This window comes from Paenibacillus sp. FSL W7-1088 (assembly GCF_037969855.1).
Lineage (GTDB): Bacteria > Bacillota > Bacilli > Paenibacillales > Paenibacillaceae > Paenibacillus.
The window spans coordinates 2,789,091-2,815,282 of the sequence record NZ_CP150216.1 but is presented as its reverse complement, the minus strand read 5'-3'; the positions used below and the strand labels follow the sequence as shown (position 1 = coordinate 2,815,282).

The 26,192-nt window shown below is 42.3% G+C and carries 27 protein-coding genes; 1 reads left to right on the top strand and 26 read right to left on the bottom strand.

Features of this window, described 5'->3' with window-relative positions:
• Positions 1-78: 78 nt before the first annotated feature.
• The 26 genes from MKY42_RS13070 to MKY42_RS12945 form a co-directional block, all read right to left on the bottom strand.
• Entirely contained in the window at positions 79-1,710 is a 1,632-nt protein-coding gene (locus tag MKY42_RS13070) for an S-layer homology domain-containing protein (RefSeq protein ID WP_339851534.1), read from the bottom strand.
• Between the two features lie 151 nt (positions 1,711-1,861).
• Positions 1,862-2,464, bottom strand: coding sequence for a nitroreductase family protein (locus MKY42_RS13065; RefSeq protein ID WP_090896498.1), 603 nt, complete (start codon positions 2,462-2,464; stop codon positions 1,862-1,864).
• A 141-nt stretch (positions 2,465-2,605) separates the two neighbouring features.
• Positions 2,606-2,851 (bottom strand): hypothetical protein, encoded by a 246-nt coding sequence (locus tag MKY42_RS13060; protein WP_090896495.1) that lies wholly within the window; start codon positions 2,849-2,851, stop codon positions 2,606-2,608.
• Positions 2,852-3,039: 188 nt separating this feature from the next.
• Positions 3,040-3,810: an acyl-ACP thioesterase domain-containing protein gene (locus MKY42_RS13055; protein WP_090896489.1), complete on the bottom strand. Its 771-nt coding sequence runs from the start codon at positions 3,808-3,810 to the stop codon at positions 3,040-3,042.
• Positions 3,811-3,865: 55 nt separating this feature from the next.
• On the bottom strand, positions 3,866-4,726 hold the full coding sequence (locus tag MKY42_RS13050; protein ID WP_090896487.1) for an AraC family transcriptional regulator: 861 nt from the start codon (positions 4,724-4,726) through the stop codon (positions 3,866-3,868).
• Positions 4,727-4,886: 160 nt separating this feature from the next.
• Complete coding sequence (locus MKY42_RS13045; RefSeq protein ID WP_090896485.1) at positions 4,887-5,435, bottom strand: glutathione peroxidase; 549 nt, start codon at positions 5,433-5,435, stop codon at positions 4,887-4,889.
• Positions 5,436-5,600: 165 nt separating this feature from the next.
• On the bottom strand, positions 5,601-6,113 hold the full coding sequence (locus tag MKY42_RS13040; RefSeq protein ID WP_339851528.1) for a DUF6886 family protein: 513 nt from the start codon (positions 6,111-6,113) through the stop codon (positions 5,601-5,603).
• Between the two features lie 49 nt (positions 6,114-6,162).
• Complete coding sequence (locus MKY42_RS13035) at positions 6,163-6,663, bottom strand: GNAT family N-acetyltransferase (RefSeq protein WP_090896480.1); 501 nt, start codon at positions 6,661-6,663, stop codon at positions 6,163-6,165.
• Positions 6,664-6,702: 39 nt separating this feature from the next.
• Positions 6,703-7,338, bottom strand: coding sequence for a hypothetical protein (locus MKY42_RS13030; protein ID WP_339851525.1), 636 nt, complete (start codon positions 7,336-7,338; stop codon positions 6,703-6,705).
• Positions 7,339-7,391: 53 nt separating this feature from the next.
• The gene (locus MKY42_RS13025) at positions 7,392-7,835 is read right to left on the bottom strand and encodes a GNAT family N-acetyltransferase (protein ID WP_090896474.1); all 444 of its coding nucleotides are present in this window, start codon (positions 7,833-7,835) and stop codon (positions 7,392-7,394) included.
• Positions 7,836-8,093: 258 nt separating this feature from the next.
• Positions 8,094-8,951 carry an MBL fold metallo-hydrolase gene (locus MKY42_RS13020; RefSeq protein WP_339851522.1) on the bottom strand — a complete coding sequence of 286 codons (858 nt, stop codon included), beginning with the start codon at positions 8,949-8,951 and terminating at the stop codon, positions 8,094-8,096.
• Between the two features lie 318 nt (positions 8,952-9,269).
• Positions 9,270-10,340: a glycoside hydrolase family 88 protein gene (locus tag MKY42_RS13015; protein ID WP_090896468.1), complete on the bottom strand. Its 1,071-nt coding sequence runs from the start codon at positions 10,338-10,340 to the stop codon at positions 9,270-9,272.
• Positions 10,341-10,375: 35 nt separating this feature from the next.
• A complete protein-coding gene (locus tag MKY42_RS13010) occupies positions 10,376-12,931 on the bottom strand; it encodes a hypothetical protein (RefSeq protein ID WP_179265100.1) in 2,556 nt (851 codons plus the stop codon).
• A gap of 5 nt (positions 12,932-12,936) precedes the next feature.
• Positions 12,937-13,761: a carbohydrate ABC transporter permease gene (locus MKY42_RS13005; protein WP_090896462.1), complete on the bottom strand. Its 825-nt coding sequence runs from the start codon at positions 13,759-13,761 to the stop codon at positions 12,937-12,939.
• A complete protein-coding gene (locus MKY42_RS13000; RefSeq protein ID WP_090896461.1) occupies positions 13,761-14,666 on the bottom strand; it encodes a sugar ABC transporter permease in 906 nt (301 codons plus the stop codon). Before MKY42_RS13000 ends, MKY42_RS13005 begins: the two co-directional genes overlap by 1 nt.
• A gap of 92 nt (positions 14,667-14,758) precedes the next feature.
• A complete protein-coding gene (locus MKY42_RS12995) occupies positions 14,759-16,030 on the bottom strand; it encodes a sugar ABC transporter substrate-binding protein (RefSeq protein WP_090896456.1) in 1,272 nt (423 codons plus the stop codon).
• Positions 16,031-16,052: 22 nt separating this feature from the next.
• Complete coding sequence (locus tag MKY42_RS12990) at positions 16,053-16,934, bottom strand: AraC family transcriptional regulator (RefSeq protein WP_339851515.1); 882 nt, start codon at positions 16,932-16,934, stop codon at positions 16,053-16,055.
• Between the two features lie 331 nt (positions 16,935-17,265).
• Entirely contained in the window at positions 17,266-18,732 is a 1,467-nt protein-coding gene (locus MKY42_RS12985) for an amidase family protein (protein ID WP_090896449.1), read from the bottom strand.
• A 56-nt stretch (positions 18,733-18,788) separates the two neighbouring features.
• Positions 18,789-19,310 (bottom strand): DinB family protein, encoded by a 522-nt coding sequence (locus MKY42_RS12980; protein WP_090896446.1) that lies wholly within the window; start codon positions 19,308-19,310, stop codon positions 18,789-18,791.
• A 282-nt stretch (positions 19,311-19,592) separates the two neighbouring features.
• On the bottom strand, positions 19,593-20,534 hold the full coding sequence (locus tag MKY42_RS12975; protein ID WP_339851510.1) for a GNAT family N-acetyltransferase: 942 nt from the start codon (positions 20,532-20,534) through the stop codon (positions 19,593-19,595).
• Positions 20,535-20,613: 79 nt separating this feature from the next.
• Complete coding sequence (locus MKY42_RS12970; RefSeq protein ID WP_339851507.1) at positions 20,614-21,672, bottom strand: hypothetical protein; 1,059 nt, start codon at positions 21,670-21,672, stop codon at positions 20,614-20,616.
• A 71-nt stretch (positions 21,673-21,743) separates the two neighbouring features.
• On the bottom strand, positions 21,744-22,679 hold the full coding sequence (cysK, locus tag MKY42_RS12965) for a cysteine synthase A (RefSeq protein WP_339851505.1): 936 nt from the start codon (positions 22,677-22,679) through the stop codon (positions 21,744-21,746).
• A gap of 170 nt (positions 22,680-22,849) precedes the next feature.
• The gene (locus tag MKY42_RS12960) at positions 22,850-23,326 is read right to left on the bottom strand and encodes a GNAT family N-acetyltransferase (RefSeq protein WP_090896434.1); all 477 of its coding nucleotides are present in this window, start codon (positions 23,324-23,326) and stop codon (positions 22,850-22,852) included.
• Positions 23,327-23,399: 73 nt separating this feature from the next.
• Entirely contained in the window at positions 23,400-23,951 is a 552-nt protein-coding gene (locus MKY42_RS12955) for a GNAT family N-acetyltransferase (protein ID WP_090896430.1), read from the bottom strand.
• Between the two features lie 219 nt (positions 23,952-24,170).
• Entirely contained in the window at positions 24,171-24,707 is a 537-nt protein-coding gene (locus MKY42_RS12950) for a GNAT family protein (protein WP_179265106.1), read from the bottom strand.
• Positions 24,708-24,963: 256 nt separating this feature from the next.
• Positions 24,964-25,623 carry a DUF4367 domain-containing protein gene (locus MKY42_RS12945; protein WP_090896425.1) on the bottom strand — a complete coding sequence of 220 codons (660 nt, stop codon included), beginning with the start codon at positions 25,621-25,623 and terminating at the stop codon, positions 24,964-24,966.
• Positions 25,624-25,832: 209 nt separating this feature from the next.
• Between MKY42_RS12945 and MKY42_RS12940 the strand changes: the two genes are divergently transcribed.
• Positions 25,833-26,180 carry a hypothetical protein gene (locus MKY42_RS12940; RefSeq protein WP_179265108.1) on the top strand — a complete coding sequence of 116 codons (348 nt, stop codon included), beginning with the start codon at positions 25,833-25,835 and terminating at the stop codon, positions 26,178-26,180.
• Positions 26,181-26,192: the final 12 nt, after the last annotated feature.

The following is a 26,192-nucleotide window of genomic DNA, read 5'->3' as shown; positions in this document are numbered from 1 at the left end:
CAAAATAAAATAACCCAAACCATCCGTCTGAATAACGGTGCGTTTGGGTCAGTTAAGAAAGGTTTATGATTCCTGAATTCAGAAAATATATGATTCAAATCGTGAAGCATTCGAAATGGCATTCCATACATCTGCCGTCTCTCCACCCATATACCAGTAGGCCAATCCGGCAATATTACGTTCTCCGCTCATCATTACTTTCGCGGATAATGAACGACTGTCCTCTGCCCATATATTTCTCGGTGTCCCATTACTGTTGTAGCCAATGACATATTGGACCAGATCTGCATCCCATCGTCTCACGGAACCTGAAGCTCGTGCACGAGTTCCCTGTTCTGCCAAGGTGATGTCCCATGAACTGGCTGCCGGATTAACGGAAGACCAATCCCGTGTATATAAAGGCAGGGCCAGAATGCTTTTGGCGCGAACGACCTCAGCGAGCATCGTGTCCAGAGCCTTTTCAACCCAAGGGAGAGAGGCCACAGACCCTGCTTGCGGATCGCCGTTCCAATGCTCCTCATATCCCATCAGTACCATGTAATCCGATACAGCGCCCAATTGCGCATAATCAAATGCATCGGTCCAGTCTGTCCCCAGATCGGGTGATACGTCCACGGATACAACAGCGCCCAGTGCATGTAGAGCCGTTGTCAGTGAAGTAATAAATGCGGTCATTCCTTCACGATCAGCTGGCAGTACGTTCTCGAAATCCACGTTAATGCCATCCAGTTTATATGTTTTCACATAAGATGCGACCTGTGAGATCACTGACGTCCGGTTGGCTGAGCTCGATAACATCTGGTGGGTAAGGTCCGGGTTCGAACGATTGCCAAGCAACGGCCATACCTGTCGGTCTGTAGCAGATGCCCATGATAATAACGATGTGTCCGTGAGATCCGTGACTTTCATGCTGCTATTCAGGAAGAACCAACGGGGAACCAGCGTATTGGCTTCCGATTGTTCGACCTGTTTCTTGAACTCAGCAGTAGAGGCATTATATTGCCATCCTAGCTGAATACCAAGCTGATCGTGGCCTTTCAGCTGATCTGACCAGGTTTTCTTTTGCAAAATGGCATCCAGCATCACTGCTGCCTCTTCTCTGGTCACTTGGTCATGCGGGCGAAACTTGCCATCACTGCCGCGCATCAAGCCAAGCTGATATACGGTCTGCACATAAGGACGCGCCCAGTCGGAAATCTCCGCTGCATCATCATACGTGGATGAGAGGAGATTCGTTGATTTGGAGGATTGTTTCAGCATCCTTACCAGCAGTGCAGCCGCTTCTTCCCGAGTGATGGAGGCGTTTGGCTGGAACACGCCCTGACTCTTGCCCTCAAGAATGGAAAGATTGGTCATGGCTGCAACGTTCCCGTAATACCAAGCGTTCATGCTGACATCGTTATAGGGATTAATATTGTTTTTAACAGGTTTCAAACCTAGCAGTCTCACAGCAAATGTTGCAAATTCAGCACGTGTGACTGCCTTTTTGGGTTCAAACGTATTCTCAGAGGTTCCGGCAGCAATTCCCGCCTTGACCAGATGTGCAATGGCATCCTTGGCATAACTGGAGGTTGTATCCTTGAATACCTGCTGAGCCGCTGCTGCCTGAGCTGTGGATTCACCGATGGAGATTGATCCTATCGCCAGTACACCGCACAAAACAGCGTTCCATAGCTTTCGCCGGATACGTTTGTATATTCTATAATTCACATCAAAAAGCCTCGCTTCATTGGAGTACGATCTTCATCATCGTATCAAATTGAAGCGAGGCCGTATGTGGTTAAATATTGGGAAATTCGCTGAACCAGTGCACCTCAATTTTTTTGTGAATCGAGGTCACATTCGGCTTTGAGCGAAAGTCTTACTTGTGTACTTTTACACGTTGTTCAATCGGTTGGAATTCTTTCTCGCCTGGTGTTGCTGTTGGTTTGCCGAATGGCATTTGAGCGATTAGTCTCCAGTTCTCCGGAATGTTCCATTCCTGTTTGACCTTCTCGTCAATCAACGGGTTATAGTGCTGCAGGGAAGCGCCCAGACCCTCTTGTTCCAAAGCAGTCCAGATCACCAGTTGCAACATACCGTTGGATTGGTTCGCCCAGATCGGGAAGTTATCAGCATACGCTGCAAAATTTTGTTGAAGCTGCGCGATCACATTGTTGTCTTCGAAGAAGAGTACTGTACCGTATCCACTGCGGAATCCGGCCATTTTCTCAGCTGTAGATTGGAAAGCTTCTGCATTGCCAACCACTTCACGCAAAATTTCTTCTGTGTGGTTCCACAGTTTGTCGTGTTGTTCACCGAGCAATACTACGGCACGAGATGTTTGTGAGTTGAATGAAGTCGGAGTGTATTTTACCGCTTCTTCCACGATTTCCTGGATTTTAGCATCCGAGATCGTGGATTCCTTGCTGATTCCATAATAAGATCTTCTGTTTTTCAACGCTTCAAAGAAAGATGTAGACATAAATATTCGCCTCCCAAAATGGTATTTCCTAAGTTACCAACATAGTAACTATAATATAGTAACATACATTAGTCAACAAACTAATTTATTCTCACCAAAAGTGCTTTTTGTTTATTTTAAACAGCTATTGCATCCATCTGATCACTGCGACTCGCGAAAATCTGCTCGATATTTCTCTTCCGATGACGAATTGCTCTTGGTCTGATCCTTATTCTTCTCTTCCTGCTTCTCCATATTCAGATCTTCCATCGGAATGGGGTCCACCGTCTGCTCTTCTTCATATCGGTCAAGCAAACTTTCCTGCTCTGTTGCATACTGCTCCGGATTGTCATGGGAACGATCCTGATGTGCATCCTTGTTATTTTGATCCGGTGTGCGCTCTTTCATTCGTGATTCCTCCTTCGTTTTCATTTTTCCATTTAACCTTCTTTTACCTTTTCTGTCTGGCTTCTAAACACGGAGCAGATATGAGATGAATGTAACAGGTACGATCCATGTCTGCATCAGGAGGTAAAATAGAAAAAAGCCAACCAGAACAGACTGGTTGACTTCATCTACTTGTTTTCAGTTTCATTTTATTGATTAATGGGCGAAGCGGTTGAGTCTCCAAGACTTAATTTGGCTTCAAAAATAATGCTCTCATTCTCTTCGGCCAATCTTCCTCGGACCCACACAGCTCCCTCTGTAACTTCTGAACGCTCAACGATCATTTGCTCCTGCATACGAATCTCACGATGATATGATATTTGCAGACGGATCATGCCTGCAGCCAGTTCATCCAGTGTTAATGCATCACAACACACGTCTGCATACCGGGCGTTGTTCATATGACCATTACTGTCTGTGCTGCTGTATTGTACAGTTAAACGATATTGTTCCTGCAAGCTGAGTTCAGAAGGGACCGTGACTTTTGCAGGGGCTTCACCTAAGGATAAATCCGGATATGATTTCACTTCAAAAGGCAGAGCTGATGGTCTGACGACTCTGCGTCTCTTTAGATCGACCAACGCCCAAGCCGTGCGAGCCTCCGCCAGATGTGTTCCCTCTCGATCTGTGAGGATATAATCCCTTAACCAGGTCACACCTTTATTTTCTTTATGCCACGTCTGCAAGGATACTTCTTCTTCCAATCGGGCTGGGCGCATGATCGTGACATCTGTCGTTAATAACATCCAGCCCAATCCCTGATCCAGCATCTGCGATACGGTAACTCCCATACCTGCTAAATCACGGTCTGCTGCCAACTGCATATGCTCCAGTAAAGCAGATGGGCGACATTGTGATCTGTAATCAGCATCGGCTGATCCAATGCGGTAATCAAGCTTGAATGGTTGATCAGATTGCATTCCGTAACCTCCTCAGGCTGTGAAGCATGTAAAATTTTTTATCCGTAAAACAACATTAATCAAACGGTCGCTGTAATCGACTGCGGTAGAGATCCGGTGCACAACCTACACTTTGTTTGAACATACGGCTGAAATGGGATAAACGTTTGAACCCGGCCAATCGGCTGGCCTCTGTCACACTGATATCCGGCTGGAACTGGAATAACAGCTTGGCCTGATTGATGCGGCGGTCATACACATATTTAAATATGGTACTACCCGTCATTTCTTTAAACAATCCTGCCAGATAAGGCTTGGACAGATGAAGCTCATTTGCCAGATCATCCAGACCAATGTCCTCCATGTAATGGGTTTCGACATATCCAATAATATGCTGTACATGCCGCTCCTTCTCGGAAGAGGGAAGGTGGTCCTCAACCCTGCCTCGGCAGATTCCAGCTATAACATACAGCAGGTCACATAAACGAACGTTCATGCGTTCCTCTTTGAAATCACCCGGATTCACCGTAAGCTGATGCAAACTCAGCAGCAGAGATTCGAATTCGGAGCGGATATTGCCTGTCAGATTGATCCGGCAGTTTCTCAGTTCTTCGAACGGCTTCAACACTTCGCTCACCCGGTCCGGGTGCAGACTGCTGCGGATGGCTGAGGGATCGAAGTGCAGCGTCGTTCGCACATACGGTTTCCCCGGCATGGGATGTGGCCGATGAAGAGTCATGCCATGCATCAGGACCAGATCACCCGGTTCAAGGTTGTAGACTCGATCTCCAATCAGATAGGTGCATTCGCCATCATGAAAATAGTACACCTCATATTGCGGATGTGAATGAAATCCGTCCGAGGCTCCAGGGTCGTACGTGCTGGTGGAGCGATAGCTATATTCCAATGGACCACTAAATTGCATTACACTTGGCACGTTCAAGTACCTCCTGTTCTGGAGAGGTTTCTTACCATTTTACCCGTTTCACATCATGTCGGATAGTACTGGACAGACTTTGAAATATAGAAGGCCATGCACATATCCGCTTGTTTGCACGGTACGTGTCATGGCCCTTTGGGAGATTGGGAAAGATAACTTACAGAAGCTGTTCTATACTCGCCTGAATCTCGTCAATCGAATCAACAGGTTCAAAACGTTTAACCACATGCCCTTCGGCATCAATCAGAAATTTCGTGAAGTTCCACTTGATTGCATCACCATGCAACCATTCCGGTGCTTTGTCCGCCACCATCAGCTTCAACAGTTTCGCTTGCACATCTGACTCATCAAAACCTGCAAAAGGTCCCGACTTTTTCAAAAAGTCATACAGCGGATGTGCCGCTTCTCCATTGACATCCATTTTGGAGAACATGGGGAATTTCACGCCATAGTTAATCTGACAAAAGGACTCCGCCTCTTCGCTGCTTCCCGGCTCTTGCTCCGCAAACTGATTACACGGGAAACCAATGATCTGAAGCCCTTGCCCTTTATATCGGTCATAAAGCTTCTGCATGTCGTCGAACTGATGCGTGTACTTACACTTGCTCGCTGTATTCACGATCAGTACAGGTTTTCCTTCGTATTGATAGAGCGGGAAACGCTCTCCACTCGTTTTGGTTACGCTAAAGTCATAGATGGTTGGCATAAGATTGGTGCACCTCACGATGTTATGTAGTTATAAAGACTCATATGAATTTCTATTATATACGAAATAGAAGATTCTGTACCGTAAAAAAAGCCTATAACTGCTGCACGAACAAATCAATCTCATTATCGGGATGCGTGCAGTTCATAGCGAAATGTAATCATTCTAAACTTTCGTTGCGTTATTGAATCGATGTATTCCAAATTCTTTGAAATCCGATGTAAGTATCGCCTCTCTCATTGGGTGCAAATTTGGAGTAAATCTGAGTTCAATTCCTTTCTTAAATAATCTCTCCATTAAACCATCTATACGGTCTATTTGTAGAGGCTTAGTAACCTGATGAGAAATGTAGTATCCCGCGGTTGGATCAAAGAGTTCAAAATTGGTATCATCGAAATGATACCTGTATATGATCTGATTCATAATCCTCGGATACCATGAACTTTCAACCGTAACGATGATATCTGCATTAGAATGTTTGAAAAACTTATCCTTATTTTCATCACTTAAAGTGTCTGTCTTTTTACAGATGATTCTCGGGCAATCTCTTGGAAAGTAATATGAATATTCATGCTCTTCATCAATAGCCCACACCACTGCTGGAAATTCAGCTCTGTTTTGTTTCTCTCTTGGAATAAAAACCTGGATATCTGAAACCTCGCTAAAATGATAAAGCATTCAGGCACCTCTCATCATTTAGTGATTCTTAAGCCTCGGAAAGATTCTCTTACATTCCAACATTGCCCCACTTCTCGTCACATAAAACGACAGAAGTCTCGATTTGTCTTTCGGGAACGTTCCAGTATCGAGTTAATAACTGCTTCTTCTCATCCGAAGAAACTAGGGTAAAACCATTTTTCAAATAGAATTTTATAGCCCATTCTGCGGAGTCCCAGGTTCCTATTAATATCGGTTTATCGGTGGATGCCACCAGATGAGCCAACAGCTTTGTGCCTATTCCGCTCCCCCGTTGGTGAGTTCTTACATATGCGTGCCTGATTAAAGCAACATCACCTTTATCCTGAATTCCCATAACGCCCCATAATCTATTATTTTCTTCAAAGCCCCAGAATACGACGCCATCATGGATTTCCTGATTCAATTCTTGCAATGGCATATAGGGTTCATGATAGCGATCCTCAGGAATTACACCCTGGTATGCCTTTGCTGCATCATTAATGATCTCAACCATTGCATCTGCGTCCATGCTGTTGCACAATCTGATCATGGCATAATCCTCCTGAAGGTTTACATTCTATTAATTGAACTATCGTAATGGATATACCAATGCAATAGGTTCGTTAATCAATTCCTCTTTGAAAATATAATTATGATCTGCTCCCACAACACATAGAATTTTCTTACCCGGATTCGAATGATATGTGTTCTTCACACGTTGAATCATGATCTGATTTCGTACGATCCATCTAAAGTTATTTGCTTTTGGATTAATCTGATCCAACCATTCATATTTCTGTTTGGTCATCGTATCAAACGCATCCGAGTTAAAGGGAATCGATCCAACATCATGTGTATTCATTCGTTTAGCAAACCATTCATCATCGATCTTCTCCAATGCTTTACGCTGCTCTTCTGAGAAACCGTTAAATGGATCAAAATCATTCCAGACATCCAACTCAAACCAGTCAATAGGTACAAACTCTATATTCCGTTCTTCGCATAATGGAAAGATAAGCTCCCAATACTCACTGGCTGGCTCCCCCCAATATCCCTTATCCTGTTTATCCTTGATATACTTCTTCCAACTCTGGGGATGCACTTCACCGCAGATGATATCCGGGTTGAATTCAGTGATCAGATCCTCATACAGGGTAAGTGAACTATTATATTTCTCTCTTAATTCTTGATTATGAATTGTCCCCAAGATTCCAACGACGGTCATATCATTTCTCCTTTGTAGATGTTATATAATGTTGCTGAGATTCCTATGTAAGTCTATAATCTTTTCTTCAAGAAATACTGAATAATTCCTTCCGGGTATTCATCTATCATTCCAAACACTTCGTAACCCATCTTCTTGTAAAATTCAGGAGACTGATAAGAAAATGTACTTGTATGCGAAAGTTTGCAGCCCTCACTAACAGCAATGCTCTCTGCTTGCATGATTAATGATTTCCCATACCCATTTTCTCTGTATTCTTCATCAATCCAAAAGTTATCAATATATAAAGTATAACAGTACGTAGCACAGAAGATCCCACCTACTGCTTTGCCTGTCTTATCCCTTAGAAACAAATTGATGCTTTTGCCAGGTTTCTTTAACAAACCATTTGTTTCTCTTAGATTGTATTGATACAGATTGCTACAGACAGCATGGTAATCCTCCTCATGATCTTCCAATACAATGTTCAATTCATCGTTAACAGCAGGGTTATTCATTTTTTTTGTCCTCACGATTTCATAGTATTTGTCTATGATTACATGTTAACAATGATCACCCTCTTTTTCCAATGATTTCTGAATACCCTTGAGGAATGAAAGCATAAGCAAAAAAGGCCGCCCTGCAGGCAGCCCTTTCCAACCTTATTTACGAACGGAGAGAATGAACTTCTCCAGCAATTCTGTATAGGTAATGCTGTGATTACATCCTTGGTTGTGAACAGGTAATAAACCTTCTTGTGTGTCGATGGTACTCTTTTATGCCGTTGCTTTTGATTGTAATATCTGATCATTCACAAATCCTTGTAAGAAGAAAAGCTCATTGTCATTTGCTTTCCGATCATTGGCTGCCTCAAATCGCTCAATCGCTTCCTCTAAAGATGTGGATTTTACAGCATTATTGGCCGAGATGAGCTCTCTCCAATACGTATCCATCTCCTCCACGTCACAGATCGACTCATGGCCAAGCAAGAAATGAACGGCATCATATTGCTGAATGTCCTCAATCATAGGCAATAACTTGTCTTGCTTAATATGATATAGCGAATTTGTAGTTGTGTTGTAAGCACTGTCCCCCAGAAAAATGACCTTTTCATCCGGAATATACACAACTGTTGAATCATCCGTATGCGTACTTCGAATGGTTTCCAAAATACACACTTTATTTCCCAAATCCACATGAAGTGATTTTTCAAAAATGATATCCGGGTGGCTTAGTTGAAAGTTTTCTCTGTCCGGCATTTCATGTTGTATCGTTTCCATGCACAGTGTGGTCATCTTCTTGGAATCCATATACTCCTGTAGAGAGTGGTCATCGTAAGAATAGTTCCGCCAATCATTCATCTTTTGGTTTGTTAGACTATTCATAACAATCGTAGCTTCGTATTCATTCATTCCTAAAAAATGATCCCAATGGGCATGAGTGATGACCACATATTTAACGGGCGGAACGTTTAACTTCTCTATCTCATGTAAGAAATCCCTTGCATGTTGAACCGAATTTCCAGCGTCAACGACGAGGCTGTATTTATCACCGCAAACTAACCCCAATGTCGGTCTTTCTTTATCATTTTGGTTAGATAGATAATAGATGGTTTCACTTAATTGATTTAGCATGTTCATTCTCCTCTATAATAAATTCTTGATCCATAAGAGAGAAAATCTGCATGCTTATTTAAATCAACATTTAGATTTTCTCATTTTATTTGTTTACCAATGGAATCACCTCCCTTGTTTACTCATGGATAGAAAATGTTAATTATATCCAAGCACTAAACGTTAGCTTAACTCATCTGATAAAAATATTCCATTAATTTTTCCTTATATGATAATTTCCACTCATAATTATAGGTAGCTCTAATGCAAAATAATCCCAAACCAAAAGGAGGATACAGGAAACTGTATCCCCCATCCTCCGTACAAGTCCGCCTTATTCTATTCGGCGGTTGGAACCCGCAAGCCCTCAATCAGGATAAACAACGTAAGTGCTTGTCCATAACCCATCGGACTGATCGGTATATCTTTATAAAACTGAGCATCCTGCCCCACAGGTGTACCATAGGACACCTGCTGTACAACACCGTGATCATCAATTTGTTTCAACACCGCTTCAAGCGCACTCAAGCCATTCTGGCGATAGGATTCATCCAGGTATCCATACCGGATTCCCTTGAGAATGCCGTATCCAATCGCTGCTGTTGCCGAGGTTTCTTTGTAAGATGCGGGGTCATCCAGTACGGTGTGCCACATGCCATCCTCACCCTGAAGCTTGCTCAGTGCTCTTACTTGAGCGGTTGCTGTATCCAGCAGATAGGCCTTGAGCCCGTCTTCGATCGGAATGATATTCAGGAAATCCATAACTCCCGCCGTATACCATGCATTGCCCCTTCCCCAATGAACAGCACCATAGTTATGATTTTCATTGAAATCCCAGCCATGATAGAACAATCCGGTTTTCTTGTTGTATAGATATTTGATATGCACAAGGAACTGTCGCTTTGCTTCTTCCACCATGTCCGGTTTCTTGAAGTATACCCCTGCCTTGGCCAAAAATAGCACCGTCATAAACAGGGTATCAATCAGAATTTGACCATCATTGGCGTCTCCCGTGATCATATGCTGAAACGCACCATCTCCGGTTCGCAGCAGTCCATCCATGATCCAATTGCTCCACTCCTCACAGACATGTTCGTACTCCCTGTTTCCGGTCAGCTCGCATAGTGAGATCAAAGTAAGGAGCGGAGCGCAGGTGTTCACATTTTTTTCCGGTAATCCTTCCATCAGCCTTGCATTGTACCATGATTCGAGAAATTCCAGCACTTTGGCATCCTTCGTTGCCTCATGAAGTTGAAGCAAGCCATACAGACCGACACCTTGCGGCCATTCCCATAGATGTATGTCGATTAATCCGATTGGAAACTGTTCATTGATGCTTGTGTTTTTCATAGACTCCATCGCTTGGGATACCTTGCTTATTCTCTCCTGCAGCACCATTTGATTCGGCATGTTGGTTCTCACTCCCTTGGTTTCTTACACACGATTCAGCGCTCCATGTCCAGTAACTTCAGTTGTCCCTTCACTCCATAACCTTCATGTACAATTTCCTTTTCTTGAATATGAAAAGGCTTGTTCATTCCCCATTGAATTGGACCATATACCGGGTCTGCTAGCGTGAGAGTTAAAGCTTGATTATCGAATTCCGGGCTGGCAGAACGAACTTGGTTGATAAAAGCGTCAAACGACCCGAATAGCTGTTCGCTTCCTGCTCTTATAATCCAGGCGTTACGCAAGCCAGGGGAAATAAGTTCGCGCTCTCTTGTCACTCCGTTGCTCTCCATACTCGTCCCGTTGGCCGCATATATGGCTGCATACCCCTTATCCAAACGGGCAAAATGCCAGTTCTCATGCTGTACCCATTCTGTGAAGGAGTGGGTAGGAAAATAAGCATGTGTCCAGTCAGCGGTCTGATCGGCAGGAATATCAAACATCATCAAAGCGATCCCTTCATGCTGAACAACATCGGGCAATATCCCATTCCCGGCCCAGAAGCAAGGCCGACCATCCCCATGCTTGTATATTTCTGCCGGATGATTCACCCAAATCTGCGCCTCAGGTGACAGAGATAAATGCTGAACGTGCTCCTGATAACCTGGCTTGCCTGGACGAAAGCGAATGATTGATGATAAGGAGTATTCATTTGTCCGAAAGTGATAGAGCTTGGCGTAACCTCCCTTGCCCTGCTGATTGGCGAACACCAATTGCTGATTTTCCCCAAGCAGCAGATGCTCCTGATATGCTGCTGGAGGACTGTAATCCGATATACTCAAGGCAACATTACTGATTGAATAATTGTTTACATTGCCAACGCCATAAGCGATCCAGCACATGGAAGTCGTTCCCGCTGCATAACTACCCAGCAGTTCCTTCTCATAGCTGCGCCCAAACGTTGTGGACACGACGCCTTGATGCATCTGAACGGTAATATAATAGAATAACAGGTCCATTGCCTTTTTGGCTTGCTGCCTGAGCTGTTCATTATGGGCAAATTCATAGATATGCAGCAGCCCAACCGCATCAATCGGAATGTATGCACTTGAATTCCATTCTGCCAATCCTTCATCCAAAAAGCGCTCGAACCATAATGCAAGCCTCTGCTCTGCTTTTTGGCGATGTACTTCACCGGATTCACCACTGTTGCTGAATGTTTCATCCCCAAACAACTGTCCGGCTAACAGCTCATTGGTGTGGAACAACAAGGCATGGTTCTCACTGAAGAACCACATCACATCATCGCCAGGTTCATCAATCCAATATCGATAGCCCAGAATACTTGCTTTTACCCGATCCCAGAACAATTCACTGAACAGACCGCTATTTCGCTCATCTCTCCAAAGACGGAACAGTCCCACCAGATAGAAGTCACTGCAATCCTTCCGTTGTTCAATCCCTTCCACACCTTCAAGCAGCATGTTCTCTGCTTCTTGCACATTGCCATTTGTTTTTAACATGGCGATAGCCGTATGAATGTTAGGACTGCCCTTCTCAGCAATACATTGCAGAGCCAGAGATTTGCGTGCTTCAATATCCGCAGTTTGCTGAGCAGCCTCATCATAACTGGTATCGTAGGATTGACAGCCGAACTTCTTCGTCAATGCTACGTTTGAAACTGAAATCGTCAGCGTGAAGTATACGTAATGATGACCAATTTCATTGGTATGTGCCAGAACCAGTTCCGTTTCCTTCTCAGCTATGTGTATTGTCTTGTTTTCGGTGCCATCAAAAAAATTGCCATACTGGATATCAATCTCTCTAACGATGTCCGGTAAGGGAAGCGGCAGCTTGAGCTTAATCTGCTCACCTCTGAAGAGATCCGAAGGAAAATAAGCCTGTTCGAGGGCTTGCTCTGCGGATTTTACAGACTCGGCCAAATGAGGAGCAATAGGCAGGGAAATCACCAATTCCTCGTCTCCCAGATATTCCACCGAAAAAGCATACATGGTATCCCGCTCAGCCAGATCCTCCCAGCAGGCATAGATTTCATTGATTCCGGCTACAAGTTCAGCTTTAATAACGATTTCCTGCTCCTTGTTACGCATGAGTGGCGCAAAATCCGTTACCATTTCCCCATTCATCCACAACGTCAGACTGCCATAGGTCTTAATTCGCAAAGAGGCGGTATGAGCAGTCGGAGAAATTAGTCTTGTCGCCGCGTAACTGCGCAGATGTGTCGGTACAAACCAGAATCCTGATTTCTCCACCCGTGGATTATTCCAAGGAGAATACAGTGCCCAAGGCATTCCGTTCTCTTCTCCAACAAAGTCGTCTCCCGGGCTAGGAAACTCGCTCCATTGATCAAAAAATCGGTTCACAGGCTGCGTTCTCCTATGTTCTACAAATTCCTTTCTGCATGGATTCTCATGAATAGCAAAACCATCGATAAGCCAATCATTAATATCTCCCTCCATCGTTGTGGGAACAAAGGCAACAGGCTTCGTATATATACCGCTGATCATCCAATGATTAATGACCTGATTGTGACCTAATTTCATAGGTTTATAATTCAAGGTATCCATCTCACTCCGGGTGGTATCTGACATTCAACTCATCCTTTCATTCCTGAAGTAATCATACCGCTGACAAAATATCGCTGGAAAACCATAAAAACAATCAGTACCGGAAGCATCGTGATTACGGACATCGCTAGCAAACTTCCCCAATCTACGTTGTATTCACCAATAAAATTAGAAAGCGCAAGCTGAATCGTATATTTCGATGGATCACTAATAGCAATTAACGGCCATACAAAATCATCCCATCTCCACATGAAGGAGAAGATCGCGAGCACCGCAAGAATCGGCTTCGCTATGGGTAGAATAATGCTCCAGTAAATTTTCCATTCGCCCGCTCCATCCATCCGGGCAGCCTCCAGCAGCTCGTCCGGTACGGACAACAAATACTGCCGCATAAGGAATACACCTGTTGGGGTCGCTGCTGGCGGGATAATAATCGCGAGCAGACTATTATATAACCCCAGTGCGCTCAGCACCTTGAATATGGGAATCATGATTACCTCAATCGGAATCATGAGTGTTGAGATAAAACCGATTAATATGATCGTGCTTCCGCGGAAGCGATACTTCGCGAGTGCAAAGCCTGCCATGGAATTGATCAATAACAGCAGCACCGTTGAGGACACCGTTACAATCGTACTATTCATAAAATACAAGCCAAAATCGCCTTTCCTGAATGCCTCCTTGAAATGCTCGAAGGTGACGGGCTGCGGCCACAGCTTGGGTGGGAAACTATACAGATCGCTATTCGTTTTCAAAGCAGAAATCACGACCCACAGGACAGGCAGAAGCCACACCACGGCGGCGACACTTAACATACTGTAGATGACAATTTTGACCATAGGCTTCATTACCATCAGACAGCCCCTCCTTTCGATAGACGGAATTGCAGCGCCGAGAATCCGCCAATAAGGATAAACAGCATCACCGACATGGCACTAGCCAGACCAAGCTCCTGTCTGTTAAAGCCGATCTCATAAATATATTGAACAATATAGGTGGTTTCTTTGCCCGGCCCACCACCTGTAAGCGCAAACATAAGTGGGAATGCTTTGAACGCGTCAATCAGAGTCAGCATCACAACAAGCAAGCTTGTGGGCTTCAAAAGCGGGAGCGTGATATAGCGGAACACCTTCATTCCCGTTGCCCCGTCCAAGCGGGCAGCCTCATAATAATCCGTAGGTATAGCCTGCAAGCCTGCAATAAAAATGACCATGAAAAAGCCTGCACGTGACCATACCGTCGCGATGATTACAGCCGTATTTGCCCAAAAGGAAGAGGTTAGAAAGCCGACCGGTTCCACACCAACCACGGTTAACAGATGATTCAAGATGCCAAATGAATCTCCGAAAATCCACTTCCAGGTCAACCCTACGATAATGTAAGAAATCATGGTCGGCCAGTAAAATACGGCCCTGAAGAAACCGCGCATTCTAATCTCGCGTGCAAGCAGTAAAGCAATGCCTAACGCTGCTGCATAGATTAGCGGGACAACAATTGCTGCATAAATCCCCGTTCGTCCGATGGTCGACCAAAATTCCCGATCCCCTATAATTTTGATATAATTGTCCAGCCCGTTAAACTTCATTGGGTTCAATCCATCATAGACATGAAAGGAATAGTAGAGGCCCAATAAAGAGGGAAATACGATAAAAGTGCCAAAGATCAGGAGGTTGGGAAGTATAAACAGATAAGGAGCAATAACGAGCTTCCTGTTCTGTTTTGCCAGCGTATTCCTGTTTAATCGTTGTCCTTCACTCATCTGCTTGCCCCTTCCTTATGCGTTATTCGAAAGGGGGGCTTTACAGGAATCGGTAAGCCCCCGTTATGTGAACTAACCAAATGGCTTTAGGTTTATTGACTGCCAATAGCCTCATTAATCAGTTTGGCTGTTCGATCCAAAGCCTCCTGCGGAGTTGCCTTGTCAGACAGAACGTCCATAATATTATTTTTCAAATCCGTTGAAATTTTGGATATAAGCGTTTGCCTAGACCAGTCATTCGCTGCAAGAGGCGAACTGTTCTTCAGTTCATCTGCGAAAATTTCAAACATCTCCTTGCCAAATTCATAATTCAGCACAGAGCTGTCCTTCCGTGGACTCATGAACAACGACTCCTGATTGTATTTGGAATTCACCTCTTTGGACGTTAGATATTCAATAAATTCTGCCGCTTCCTTCTCATAACCACTGCCTTCGAAAGCCATCAGGAACTTGCCGCCTGGCACGGAAGAACGTTGAGTTTCTTTCGGCATATAAGTGACGCCCCATTCAAAGTCGGTGATATCCTTGTAATTGCTGATCATCCAGTTGCCAGCCCAGTGAGTAGCCACCGTTCCGGAACGGAACAGGTTGTTCGGATTTTCCCCTCCGAGCCAAACGGATTCGGGCATGATCCCTTCTTGATGAAGCTGCTTGAACTTCTCCATGGCACGGATTCCGGCTTCATTGTTAATGGCCGCCGCACTGCCATCCTCTGTTAAGATGCTTCCACCATACTGGTACAAAAGAGTGGACCATCGATGCGGTGTGACATCCCATACCATGCCATATCGTGCCCCGCCTTTGTCCATAACCTCTTTTAACGCAGCGGTGTATTCATCCCACGTCCATACCTGGTCAGGAGAGGTCGGTACTTTGACACCCGCTTTATCAAATAAGGTTTTGTTATAAATAAGCCCATTCGCTGTGACATCCATAGGCGCAGCTACCAGCTTGTCATTCATAACATAATAAGGTTTAAGGGAGTCAATAAATTGATCCTTGAATTGATCCGCATTGCCCATGTAAGGTGTAAGATCAACGGCCTGATTAGCAAACGATCCCGTATCCGTGACCCGACTCAGGGCAGGAGGCTTTCCGCCGGATAACATCGTTTTCAATTTGGTTTGGATATCCTTGAAGCCGACTTCAATGAGATTGATCTTAACCTGGGTGTTGGTCTGCTCATAATCTTTGATGATTTCCTTGATGACTTCTCCTTCTTTTCCGTCAGAGAACCACAAGAAATCCAGAGTTGCTTGTTTTCCATTGGCACTTGTACCTGAATTCCCGCAAGCAGTCAGCACGATGAGTAACATGACCAATACCATGCTAGTGATGAGCTTAAACGTTGTTCTTCTTGTCATATCAACATCTCCTTGGAAGGGTTTAATGAATTTGGGCTTCCTTAAGCAATTCACTTTTACGGAATGCCTGTGGTGATACACCCACATATTGTTTAAAGGCCCTGCTAAAATATACCGGTGTGTTAAAGCCCAGTGTCTCTGATATGGACAAGATCGGCGCATCCGTAGACAGCAACATTTTTTTGGCCTCAGCAACTCTTTTCCGTATTACATAATTGCTTATCGTATATCCCGTCGTCTCTTTGAAAGAATGACAAATGTAGTACTTATTCAAGTGGAGTGTTTTGGACAGTTCATCCAAAGAGACACTCTCCGTGTAGTTCTGGTTTAAATAATGAAGAACCCGGCTTACGCTTGTCTGCTTTTGGGAAGAAAATAAAATATCATTTACGGATCGCTCACTGGTCATTTTCCGATAAATCCGCAGTAGCAATTGGGTAAGACTCAATTTGACCATGGTTTTGTATCCTGTATTTCCGGCATCCATCTCCTCTTTGATCCCCTTAAATATACCTGTGATATGCTCACGTTCCTCCGGGGGCCAATGCACCAATAACCCATTGGGATGACGGAATATGGACATCAGATTCTCCAACTGACTGACAGCAAGCATGTCCAAAAGCAATAATTCCGTGAAATTGACGAAACTTCGCTTGTACACGATTTCTCTTGAAGGATTGATTCGGTGCGGCACACCGCCTCTGAATATAAACATATCTCCGGGCAACGGCTTATATATTCGGTCACCGATTAAAAAGGTTGCATCTCCTTGAATAAAATAATGTATCTCATACCCATTATGCGTATGAACAGGCCATTCATCCTGAAAATTATCTGCTTCTGATCGCACATAAACTTCATTTTCTTGCAAAGCAATATTCGTCGGGGTGTGTATGGTTAGCATCAGTAAAGATCTCCCTTCCCAGAATATAAAAAGCAATATAGTTTAATAATTTACAATGATAGCGCTTTACAATGAATTGTATCACAGTTATTTCGATCTAATCTGAACTATATTGCTGTATTGTTGATCACAATTGTTGAAAATGAATAGAAAGGAATTCATAGGGATTCGAAAGATGGAAACAAAAAAACCGCTGTCCAGCCCATAGGCTATCACGCGGTCAATAAGAAACATTTGGATAATCATCTTAAACGACTTGAAGGCAACACCAACATATATGCTTGCGCTTCAAAAGCTATTATTCGATGTTCTATCAATACTATAGGTTCGATCATAGATTCGGTTTTTTTCTATGAGCTGTTAGCTGTTCAAAGGAAAAGGCAATACGAATCAACACCGATTCACTAAAGGCTTTACCTGCAAATGTGATTCCAAATGGCCTTCCACTTTCCTTATATCCCGCAGGTACAGCGATCGATGGATACCCAGCTCTTGCACAAAGATCAGCACCAGCATAAGAGGGGAAAACAATGGCGTCCAGTCCAAAGTTATGTAAAGCATAATCAATGCCGTTATTTTGCGAATGATATAGATCCGTTATTAACTCCAAGATGTAATTCGAATTATTTAATGGATTATTCAACTGTTCTCTATATTCGAGATGGTTTTGCCCATATTTTAAAGCCCTTTCTGCATTTTGCTTATTCCACTCGATTAATTCACTGAGGGTATGGACAGGTAAATGCGATGGAAGACTTTGCAGATAATGTTCAACGCTATGCTTAAATTCATGATTCAACTTGTTCCACTCCCACTTCCGGTCAAACGATGGGATGTCTATATCTTCAATAATATTAGCCCCAGCTTCTTTGATCTGGGTTACAGCGTTTTCAAATAGAACTTCATCATATTCTTCGTTATCTCGATATCGTGTAAGGGGGGCTTTTCTAAAGATGCCTATGTTTGCATTTTTCAACCCATTGAGGTCTAAACATGTTGTGTAGTCTACTGTAGAATACGGATTTTTCCAAGTAGCAGGGTCCTCCTCGTCTTTTCCTGAAAGTATTCCTAGTAGGATTGCTGCATCTGTTACAGTCCTTGCCATTGGACCAGCAGTATCTTGCGAGTGTGAGAACGGTATTATTCCACCACGGCTTATTAAACCTACAGTTGGCTTTATACCAACAATAGAGTTCTGAATGGATGGACTTAATATGGAACCAGATGTTTCGGTTCCTACGGAAACCATCGTAAAGTTAGCAGCTACCGCAGCAGCAGAACCTGTACTTGAACCCCCTGGAAAAAAATCGCCATAAGGATTCAAAACTTGTCCACCTCTGGCGCTGTATCCTGCCCACATATCCGAAGACATGCCATTTGCCCATTCTGTCATATTTGTTTTTCCAAGTATGATTGCCCCAGCTTCCCTCAGTTTAGTAACAAGAAAAGAATCCTTAGAACTAATATGGGTTTCCAAAGCCAGTGCTCCAGCAGTTGTATGCATTCTGTCGTTGGTTTCTATGTTATCTTTCAACAGAACCGGAATCCCGTGTAAAAGTCCTCTCGGTCCCACTGATTTCCTTTCAGCATCCAAGCCCTCCGCAATAAAAATCGCATCCGGGTTTATTTCCAAAACAGAATTGATCTTTAGCCCATTTTGGTCATATTGTGCAATACGATATAAGTAATTCAGAACCAGGTCTCTTGAGCAAAGCTCTCCCTTTTCCAGGGCAGCCTGTATTTCAAAAATCGTGTTTTCCTCAACATTAACATGGTTCAGTTCAGATAAATTTTCCATACCCTCACCTCTTCTTTGTGCCTCAACTTATTACCATACCGCTTTCTCATCTTTCTTTAGTGAGCGTCATGATACCATCTTCGAAGTTGATTAATGTGGGCTTGATGGTAACGACTATGGTCAGCGATATGCCATATACCCCAGCGTATGGTCGCTTGCTTCTCATTCTCATGTCCAAAAGTGACAAGCCTCGCTAAATCATCATCCTTTAAATGTGAACACGCGTCCTTCAACATAGCTATGACACCTTTATATGTCGACATAAATGTACTCAAAGATATTCCTTGAATCATCGGAAGTCTGCCATTTTCATCAATCATAGGGCCATGTTGCTCTCTTAAGGTCTGAGGAAGTGGTAGTCCCTTTATTCGATAAACCCAATTCAGATCGACGTAGGTAATATGTTTTATTAATTGAGCAGTACTATTGAAGTTGTTATTAGGTCCTTTATAATCTATTTCATCTTGCGACATACCGCCCGTGATTTGTTGGAGTCGTTGGCTGTTTTCTTTCACCGCAGAATATAACAACCCAACAACAGGTGACATATTGGCTTCGCCTTTTAAATCGTAAAGCACCGTAACTCCTCCTTGATGTTGTCTTCATCGTTCTTCCCTTAGAATCTCCTTGATTTCTCTTAATTCTTGCAATATTTCTTTGGTGTACTGGTTACTCTTAGAATTATCCATTCCGATTTTCACAACAAAAATACCAAGAATCAAAGACACTACCAACATTAATATAGTCCCAATAATAACCTTCCTTTCCTCATGCAACAGAAACCCTAGAGATTAAAAAGAGCGAAGCTGTCCCGTCCAAAAGATTCTCTCGGATATGTTAGTTGATTAATTTAACCGTGACTACTCATGTACAGGAATATACATCGTTTGTATCTCTTGAACACCGGGAACAAATCCAAGATTAAAATAGACAGACTCTGCATCATTGCCTTCCATGACATATAACCTTAGAACTGGATACTTGCCTTTTAGTTCAGTCAGGGCTCTTTGCAGCATGCGTGTAGCAAGTCCTTTCCCTCTGTAAGCGGGGTTGACTCCGATGCTATATACTGCTGCTTGATTGTCCTGCAAACATAGGCGACAGTTGGCTACGAGCTGTCCAGTAACCTTATCATATACAAGTGTAGAAGCTTGAGTTAGGTCCTCATTCGTATAATGGACTTCTTCGTTCGGGATAAAGTCTTCAAGGGATGTCTTCTTTCTGCGTAAGGCTTCGAAACCGCCTACAAAGCTATCGAAGTCACACTGAGCAATTTCATCTTCATTTATGTATTGCTTAGTCCCCATTTCATTCTCGATAATTTCGGGGCTCTTAACTATAAAATCATGATCCCAATGCACATTGAAATGATCTGTCGGGCGCTGCATCCAGCGACATCTGAACTCATCTGGCCAGAATCCAGCCCTCGTAAATAAATGTACTTGATCGGGGAGAATTTCATATATCTTAATACGTTGAGTTGGATCAGACCATTTGATGAGTATTCTTTTAAGAAGCTTAAGTACCTCAAATGAATCATTGAACGGGGGAATAAAGAATAGATGATATAACGAATTAGGTGCCATCCTTACCCCACCGATTTTTGACTCTCCTTTATAAATCCAGAAAGAGTTATTCCGCGAAACAGTGAAGTAATCTTCCTCTCTAAAAAATCCAGTATAGGCCATATTATAATAGACGGAACAATACAGTCCCCATTCTTCGGGCTCAGCCTTTTGAATGGAATATTCATTTGATAAATTATAAGAATTAAGTTCCTCGGACCAATGATTTAATTCCACGCGTTATTCCTCCTCATTAATGCTAACTACCTCTAAAATATTTCAAGCGTGTGTGATCTAACCATTTCAAGTCCCCTCCTTAAATAACATGTCCTTTACTATCTAATAGATCAATTCCGTCATTAATCTTATTTTTCAGCAGCTCATGAAATTTCCTGTCTTCCTTCTTTAAATGCTCCTCAAGAAAAGCAGAGATATACTTATTAATCGTGGAATGTTTGTGTTCTATCCCATCTTCGTTGTAATGTATCGGAATATCGCTAAAAGTCATATGATGAGCACCGTTTAGTTTAATAAATGAGCTATTCAGATCACTCGAGTTAAACAAAGACTCATACCCACTCAGTAACAAAGGCAATAGGTCTGGAGAAATTTCATTTTCCAGTTCTTCAAACGAGCATTTCTCTTGCCGAGCTACCAATAGCGGAACAGTTACTCTCTCTTCCTTACTTGTCTTCATTAAATGGAAACTAGGATCTAATAGAATGCTAGCCTTAATTCTCTTTTCTCTTTTAAGCAATTCATAAGCAGCAGCCCCACCTAATGAATGACCAATGATCCCCATTTCATTTACATCCACTATGGCCTTAAGATCCTGATCTGAATTCAAGACCTCATCTACATTTTTCAAAACCCAACTGATATCTTCAACTCTAAGCTTCAATAATTGTTTCCAAGAATGAATATCTAAACTGTCTATTTCGGATATCTCATTGGATTGTTGGATAAATCGACCGTCAGGAAAAATGGAAAATATAGATTCATGAGTGGCTCCTATGGTAATGACAACAAATCCGCACTCCACTAAATGCTCTACACAAAAGGAATACATATCTCTAACTACACCAAAAGCCGGAGCTATAAAAATAATGGGACAGTTTTTAGCAGTAATATCAACACTCTCATTATTATGTATTTTGGTATCCAGATTACGAATGTAATCCTTATCTACTCCCATACTAGAGAGCATATCAATAGAGGAAGAGATATTAGGTTCAAATAACGAAATATACTTCGACTCATGCTCCACTGGATTGGAAGGATAGTATATACTAATGAGCACTTCTCTGGTTTCCTTACTAATAGGATCAATACGTGATTCTTCCTTTAAAACAAAAACCTTTCTTCCAACAGTCATTGCATTCACCCTTATACTATTTTTTCGTCACCACAACGCATAAGTGGTGAGGGCATCTTATAACGTGCACCTTATGGTTCTGGATAAAGGTCTGTTGATAAATATCGTTCCCCTGTATCCGGAAATAGAACAACGATACTTTTATTTTTATTCTCTGGCCTTTTTGCAATTTGCACTGCTGCATATGCAGCAGCACCAGACGAAATACCAACTAATAACCCTTCGGATTTAGCTAAAAAACGTGCTGTTTCAAATGCATCTTCATTTCTTACCTGTACGATCTCATCAACTACAGATCTATTAAAGTTGTCGGGAACAAAACCGGCACCAATTCCTTGAATGGTATGCACTCCTTTAGTTCCTCCAGAAAGCACCGGGGAATCCGAAGGCTCTACAGCTATAATCTTCACATCTTCTTTTCTTTGTTTAAGTGCTTCGCCAACTCCTGATATGGTTCCGCCTGTACCAACTCCACCAATAAAAATATCCACTTTGCCTTCGGTATCTCTCCAAATCTCTTCTGCGGTTGTTACCTTATGTACTTGTGGATTTGCTGGATTTTTAAACTGTTGAGGTATAAATGAATTAGGGATTGTAGCCGCAATTTCTTCAGCCTTTTTGATGGCTCCAGACATTCCTTCTGTGGCAGGTGTAAGAACTAGTTCAGCCCCCAAAGCGATCAAAAGCTTCCTACGTTCTACACTGAAACTCTCAGGAAGTGTTATGATTAATCTGTATCCTAATGCTGCAGCTGCAAAAGCAAGCCCAACACCTGTATTTCCGCTCGTTGGTTCTATGATCACTGAATTTTGGTTAATTAACCCCTGCTCTTCAGCGTCTTTAATCATTCCATATCCGATTCTATCTTTTACACTACCTGCTGGATTAAAGTATTCCAATTTGGCAATGATTTTCGCCTCAACTTGATACTTTCTCGCAAAATTAGAGAGCTCCAATAGTGGAGTATTACCAATTAGATCTGTGAGATTCTTCGCGATGTTGGTCATAATTATACCTCCAAAATACATTTCCAACTAAAATAGTTGGTTTTAATATCACGTTATCATGTATGGTAAAAAAATACAACTGTTGAAATTTTACTTTATGACACAGGGAAGCAAGTGCTTTTAGACTGAGTTTGAAAGATTGGTATAATAACCCCATCTAAAAATAGAATTCACAGTTCCAATACTGTTATGAGCTCGTCGTGGCACACTTCACCATTTTCATGGAATCCAAAGCTCTCATATAGCTTTTTGGCAGCCAAGTTATCGGGACTATAAGGAATCCAACAATAACGTGCAGGACCAGCTGGGAAAGTTCGAATAAACTCCAATATTTTCTTTAATGCTTCCCGGCCATAGCCCATGCTCTGATGATGCTTGTCAATCATAAGTCGCAAAATACAATAGCTATGGTCAGCAATGACAGGAAGATCATAACCCGTGATTCCGTAAGTTATCATTACAAAACCTACAGGCTGCTCATCTGCGTAAATGGCAAGCGGAAACGGTGAGCCACCATTGGTTGCAAGAACATAACATGATGCTACACTTGAAAGGTTTGATGCAACGTATTGTCGCTGCTCTTCTGAAACTTCCAGGTTAAATATAGAACGTCGGTTCTCTAGCGTTATTTTTCTGAGCGTAATCATGTGGACCCTCTCCTTTCTTCACCAAAAATAGTAGGTTTAAGCGATTTCAAGATAATAACCAGGTTCATTCTTATTAGATCTTCTTTCTCATATACAAAGCTATTTCTTCCTTTTGGCTATGATTATTCGAATATAGTGATACATCAATTCCTTCTATTTGATAACCACATTGCATGTAAAAATGAATGGCTGGAACGTTCGTATTCTGGGTTTCTAACGTGATCGCTCTGAAGCCCCGTTCCTGGGCAATCTCATTGACTTTATTGATCAACAGTCTCCCATATCCTTTTCTTATGTATTTTTCATTCACCTGAAGATGCCATATCATCAGCGTATTATTCCAAGTTTGTGGTTCAGAAATGGCGAGCGCTATGATTTTCCCATCTATATATATTCCATAAGAATATCCCAGTTGTATGATTTCTTCATATCGTTCCAAATCATCTGTACTGTTCAATTCTTCTTTTTCGTAGATGTCATCCAAATTTATTAACGTTAGATGCATACTAAAGGAAGCTTGTGTCTCTTTTTTGGTAAGCTCATATTTTTGAGTGGATTTATAACCAAAGCTTCCAAGTTGAAGCCAATCTTCATTAGATAGATTCTCTATTTTTTTGATCTCCATTACATCACCCCAGAATTAAAATACTTGGCTATTCGCTTATAAAGTTGTTTCATTCTTGCTTATATCTCTTCTTTCGACCTTAATTTCCATATTCCTGCACCCCTACTTATTGTTTCCTATCAACATAATTATGGAATATCAAAGAAAATAATAATAATCCCGACAGGACAAACCTGGCGGGATTTCGTTTGCATAGATATCGAAAGACGTTTTTAGTTGTTACGTAGCAACCACATGGTTCATTTCTTCACTTGTTATAAAGTCAGAACGATTCACGTAATACAAATCATAGATTTGTTCCGTATTGTTTATTAACTTATACACTTCGTGGTATATATCAGTTGCTAATTTGACATAAGGCAATTTTCCAACCGCTTTCTTGGATCGAATGTTTTGTTTTCGAATTTTAAGAAATACCGTTTCAATTTCATGTTGAAGAAATAACTCAGCGAAAAAGGCTTCCTTTGCTCGTTGATTGTAACCTTTTCCGAAATAAGGTGCTCCAATCCATGTCGCAAGAAAACCTGTCTTATGTTCCATGTGATATAAATCAATGGTTCCGATGGGATGTCCCAGCTCATTAAGGATCGTTCTGGAAATACATGTGTTTTGCTCTTCTTCATCGATCACCTGTTTGGTTGCAAATAAATATTCTTCATAAGATCGGCACTTATGACGAACGTATGGAAAAACAGCGGGGTCCACCATCAAATCATACAGTGAGTGGCATTCGTGCAAGTCTCGTTTTTTCAACATTTAAACAACCACCTAGTCCTGTTAGTTCGCTGAGTCAAACAAACTAAGTATATAAAAGGACGTGTGGAATTTAATGAATTCTGCATTGCTTTTATGTAAAATCCTTCATAGAAATGTTTTCCAGATTACATGCATAAACATATCTTTTTTTTGCCATATAGCTTAAAGAAATTAACATGCCAACTAAGGACAGAATCCGCTTGCTGCTTGATCGTTTCAGGTTTGACATTCAAATCCATCTACCCAACTGAATTTGTCATTCGATCATGGATTCAGCGATATTCAGTACCCATTCTAGCGACATATCGCTTACTATGATCTCATATTGCAATGCCTTACCACCCGCATCTTCTTCAATCCAGATCAATTGTCTGTTCTCAGCATTGGAAATATAATACGCCTCATGACCGCGCACATCCAGTTTCTCGATTTTGAATGATTCCGTATCCGGTACATGAATTCGGCTCTTGGTAGTGCCAAAAACGTGAAGCATAAACACTCCCCGATCCGATTGATATGTGATGTTGATGCCTGTAATAACATGATTAGGTTTTAAATCTCTTATCACGACATTGCTTCCGGTCCTTTCGCTTTCTTCAATCATTTCATTTATTTCTTGGTCGGACAGGTTATCGAAGCCGTGAAATACTTTAATATCTTGCACAACCGAGCACGTTGGAAAACGGGGTTGCCAAGGGTGCAGCTTTTCTCTCAAGGCGCCAAAATCTCCCTCCCAATCTCTGGCTGCATAACTCGTTTGTTGAGAAAATTTGTTGTCCTCGGCGTTAGAGATATAAATGCCTTTTCCATCACCTGGCTTCAGATCCATAATAATTTGATGTACCATGCCCTCATCTTCACTAGTCTGAAACTGAATTTTCCCAATTACATCTCCACTCTTGTTTTTAATATCCATGCCTTCAACTCCTCTTTTCAAAGTGTTTTTTTGCGAGAAACTTGGTCATACCACTCAGTTGTTTGCTTCATTCATTTATTCTCGATTACCAGGCCAACTCCTTTCGTTGATCAAAAACAAATTCGCTAACAGCATTTCATGCCCATGGATAATTTTTTTGGTACGAGGAAACATTATTTATACTACTTATCCCTGGGAGTGATGTTGTTATGCTGTACCTTATCAGCTTTGTGCTCATGTTTGCTGGCTTAGCCTGTATCAACATTATTTTTTCATATCAAAGCAAGCATATTGACACTCAATTCTGGTCTACGTTTAAATTCCATCTTTGGATGCTGCCTTTGTTTCTCGCTGCTAATCTAAGCGTAGGGTACGGCATCAAATTTGGACTGAAAGCGGTTAGTCAACTGGGCTATGTTCTGGTCATTGCCAAATGCATAGAAGTGCTCATCTCCATATGGATGGGATACTGGTTTATGAAGGAGATCCCTACCTGGAAAACGTGGATTGGGCTTGTGGTCATCATCATCGGTGTTGTACTGGTTAAGCAGAAATAGGAGGTGCAAAAA

Bases quoted from the DNA above. Each gene is read 5' to 3' on its own strand.
- MKY42_RS13025 (WP_090896474.1), bottom strand. From the start codon at position 7,835: ATGAATAACCCTGCTGTTAACGATGAATTGAACATTGTATTGGAAGAT.
- cysK (WP_339851505.1), bottom strand. From the start codon at position 22,679: ATGACCAACATCGCGAAGAATCTCACAGATCTAATTGGTAATACTCCA.
- MKY42_RS13065 (WP_090896498.1), bottom strand. From the start codon at position 2,464: ATGTCTACATCTTTCTTTGAAGCGTTGAAAAACAGAAGATCTTATTAT.
- MKY42_RS13060 (WP_090896495.1), bottom strand. From the start codon at position 2,851: ATGAAAGAGCGCACACCGGATCAAAATAACAAGGATGCACATCAGGAT.
- MKY42_RS13035 (WP_090896480.1), bottom strand. From the start codon at position 6,663: ATGATCAGATTGTGCAACAGCATGGACGCAGATGCAATGGTTGAGATC.
- MKY42_RS12940 (WP_179265108.1), top strand. From the start codon at position 25,833: ATGCTGTACCTTATCAGCTTTGTGCTCATGTTTGCTGGCTTAGCCTGT.
- MKY42_RS13045 (WP_090896485.1), bottom strand. From the start codon at position 5,435: ATGCCAACCATCTATGACTTTAGCGTAACCAAAACGAGTGGAGAGCGT.
- MKY42_RS12985 (WP_090896449.1), bottom strand. From the start codon at position 18,732: ATGGAAAATTTATCTGAACTGAACCATGTTAATGTTGAGGAAAACACG.
- MKY42_RS12970 (WP_339851507.1), bottom strand. From the start codon at position 21,672: ATGACTGTTGGAAGAAAGGTTTTTGTTTTAAAGGAAGAATCACGTATT.
- MKY42_RS13040 (WP_339851528.1), bottom strand. From the start codon at position 6,113: ATGCTTTATCATTTTAGCGAGGTTTCAGATATCCAGGTTTTTATTCCA.
- MKY42_RS12995 (WP_090896456.1), bottom strand. From the start codon at position 16,030: ATGACAAGAAGAACAACGTTTAAGCTCATCACTAGCATGGTATTGGTC.
- MKY42_RS13010 (WP_179265100.1), bottom strand. From the start codon at position 12,931: ATGTCAGATACCACCCGGAGTGAGATGGATACCTTGAATTATAAACCT.
- MKY42_RS12960 (WP_090896434.1), bottom strand. From the start codon at position 23,326: ATGATTACGCTCAGAAAAATAACGCTAGAGAACCGACGTTCTATATTT.
- MKY42_RS13000 (WP_090896461.1), bottom strand. From the start codon at position 14,666: ATGAGTGAAGGACAACGATTAAACAGGAATACGCTGGCAAAACAGAAC.
- MKY42_RS13015 (WP_090896468.1), bottom strand. From the start codon at position 10,340: ATGCCGAATCAAATGGTGCTGCAGGAGAGAATAAGCAAGGTATCCCAA.
- MKY42_RS13030 (WP_339851525.1), bottom strand. From the start codon at position 7,338: ATGACCGTCGTTGGAATCTTGGGGACAATTCATAATCAAGAATTAAGA.
- MKY42_RS13005 (WP_090896462.1), bottom strand. From the start codon at position 13,761: ATGGTAATGAAGCCTATGGTCAAAATTGTCATCTACAGTATGTTAAGT.
- MKY42_RS13020 (WP_339851522.1), bottom strand. From the start codon at position 8,951: ATGCTAAATCAATTAAGTGAAACCATCTATTATCTATCTAACCAAAAT.
- MKY42_RS13055 (WP_090896489.1), bottom strand. From the start codon at position 3,810: ATGCAATCTGATCAACCATTCAAGCTTGATTACCGCATTGGATCAGCC.
- MKY42_RS12945 (WP_090896425.1), bottom strand. From the start codon at position 25,623: ATGGATATTAAAAACAAGAGTGGAGATGTAATTGGGAAAATTCAGTTT.
- MKY42_RS12990 (WP_339851515.1), bottom strand. From the start codon at position 16,934: ATGCTAACCATACACACCCCGACGAATATTGCTTTGCAAGAAAATGAA.
- MKY42_RS12955 (WP_090896430.1), bottom strand. From the start codon at position 23,951: ATGGAGATCAAAAAAATAGAGAATCTATCTAATGAAGATTGGCTTCAA.
- MKY42_RS12950 (WP_179265106.1), bottom strand. From the start codon at position 24,707: ATGTTGAAAAAACGAGACTTGCACGAATGCCACTCACTGTATGATTTG.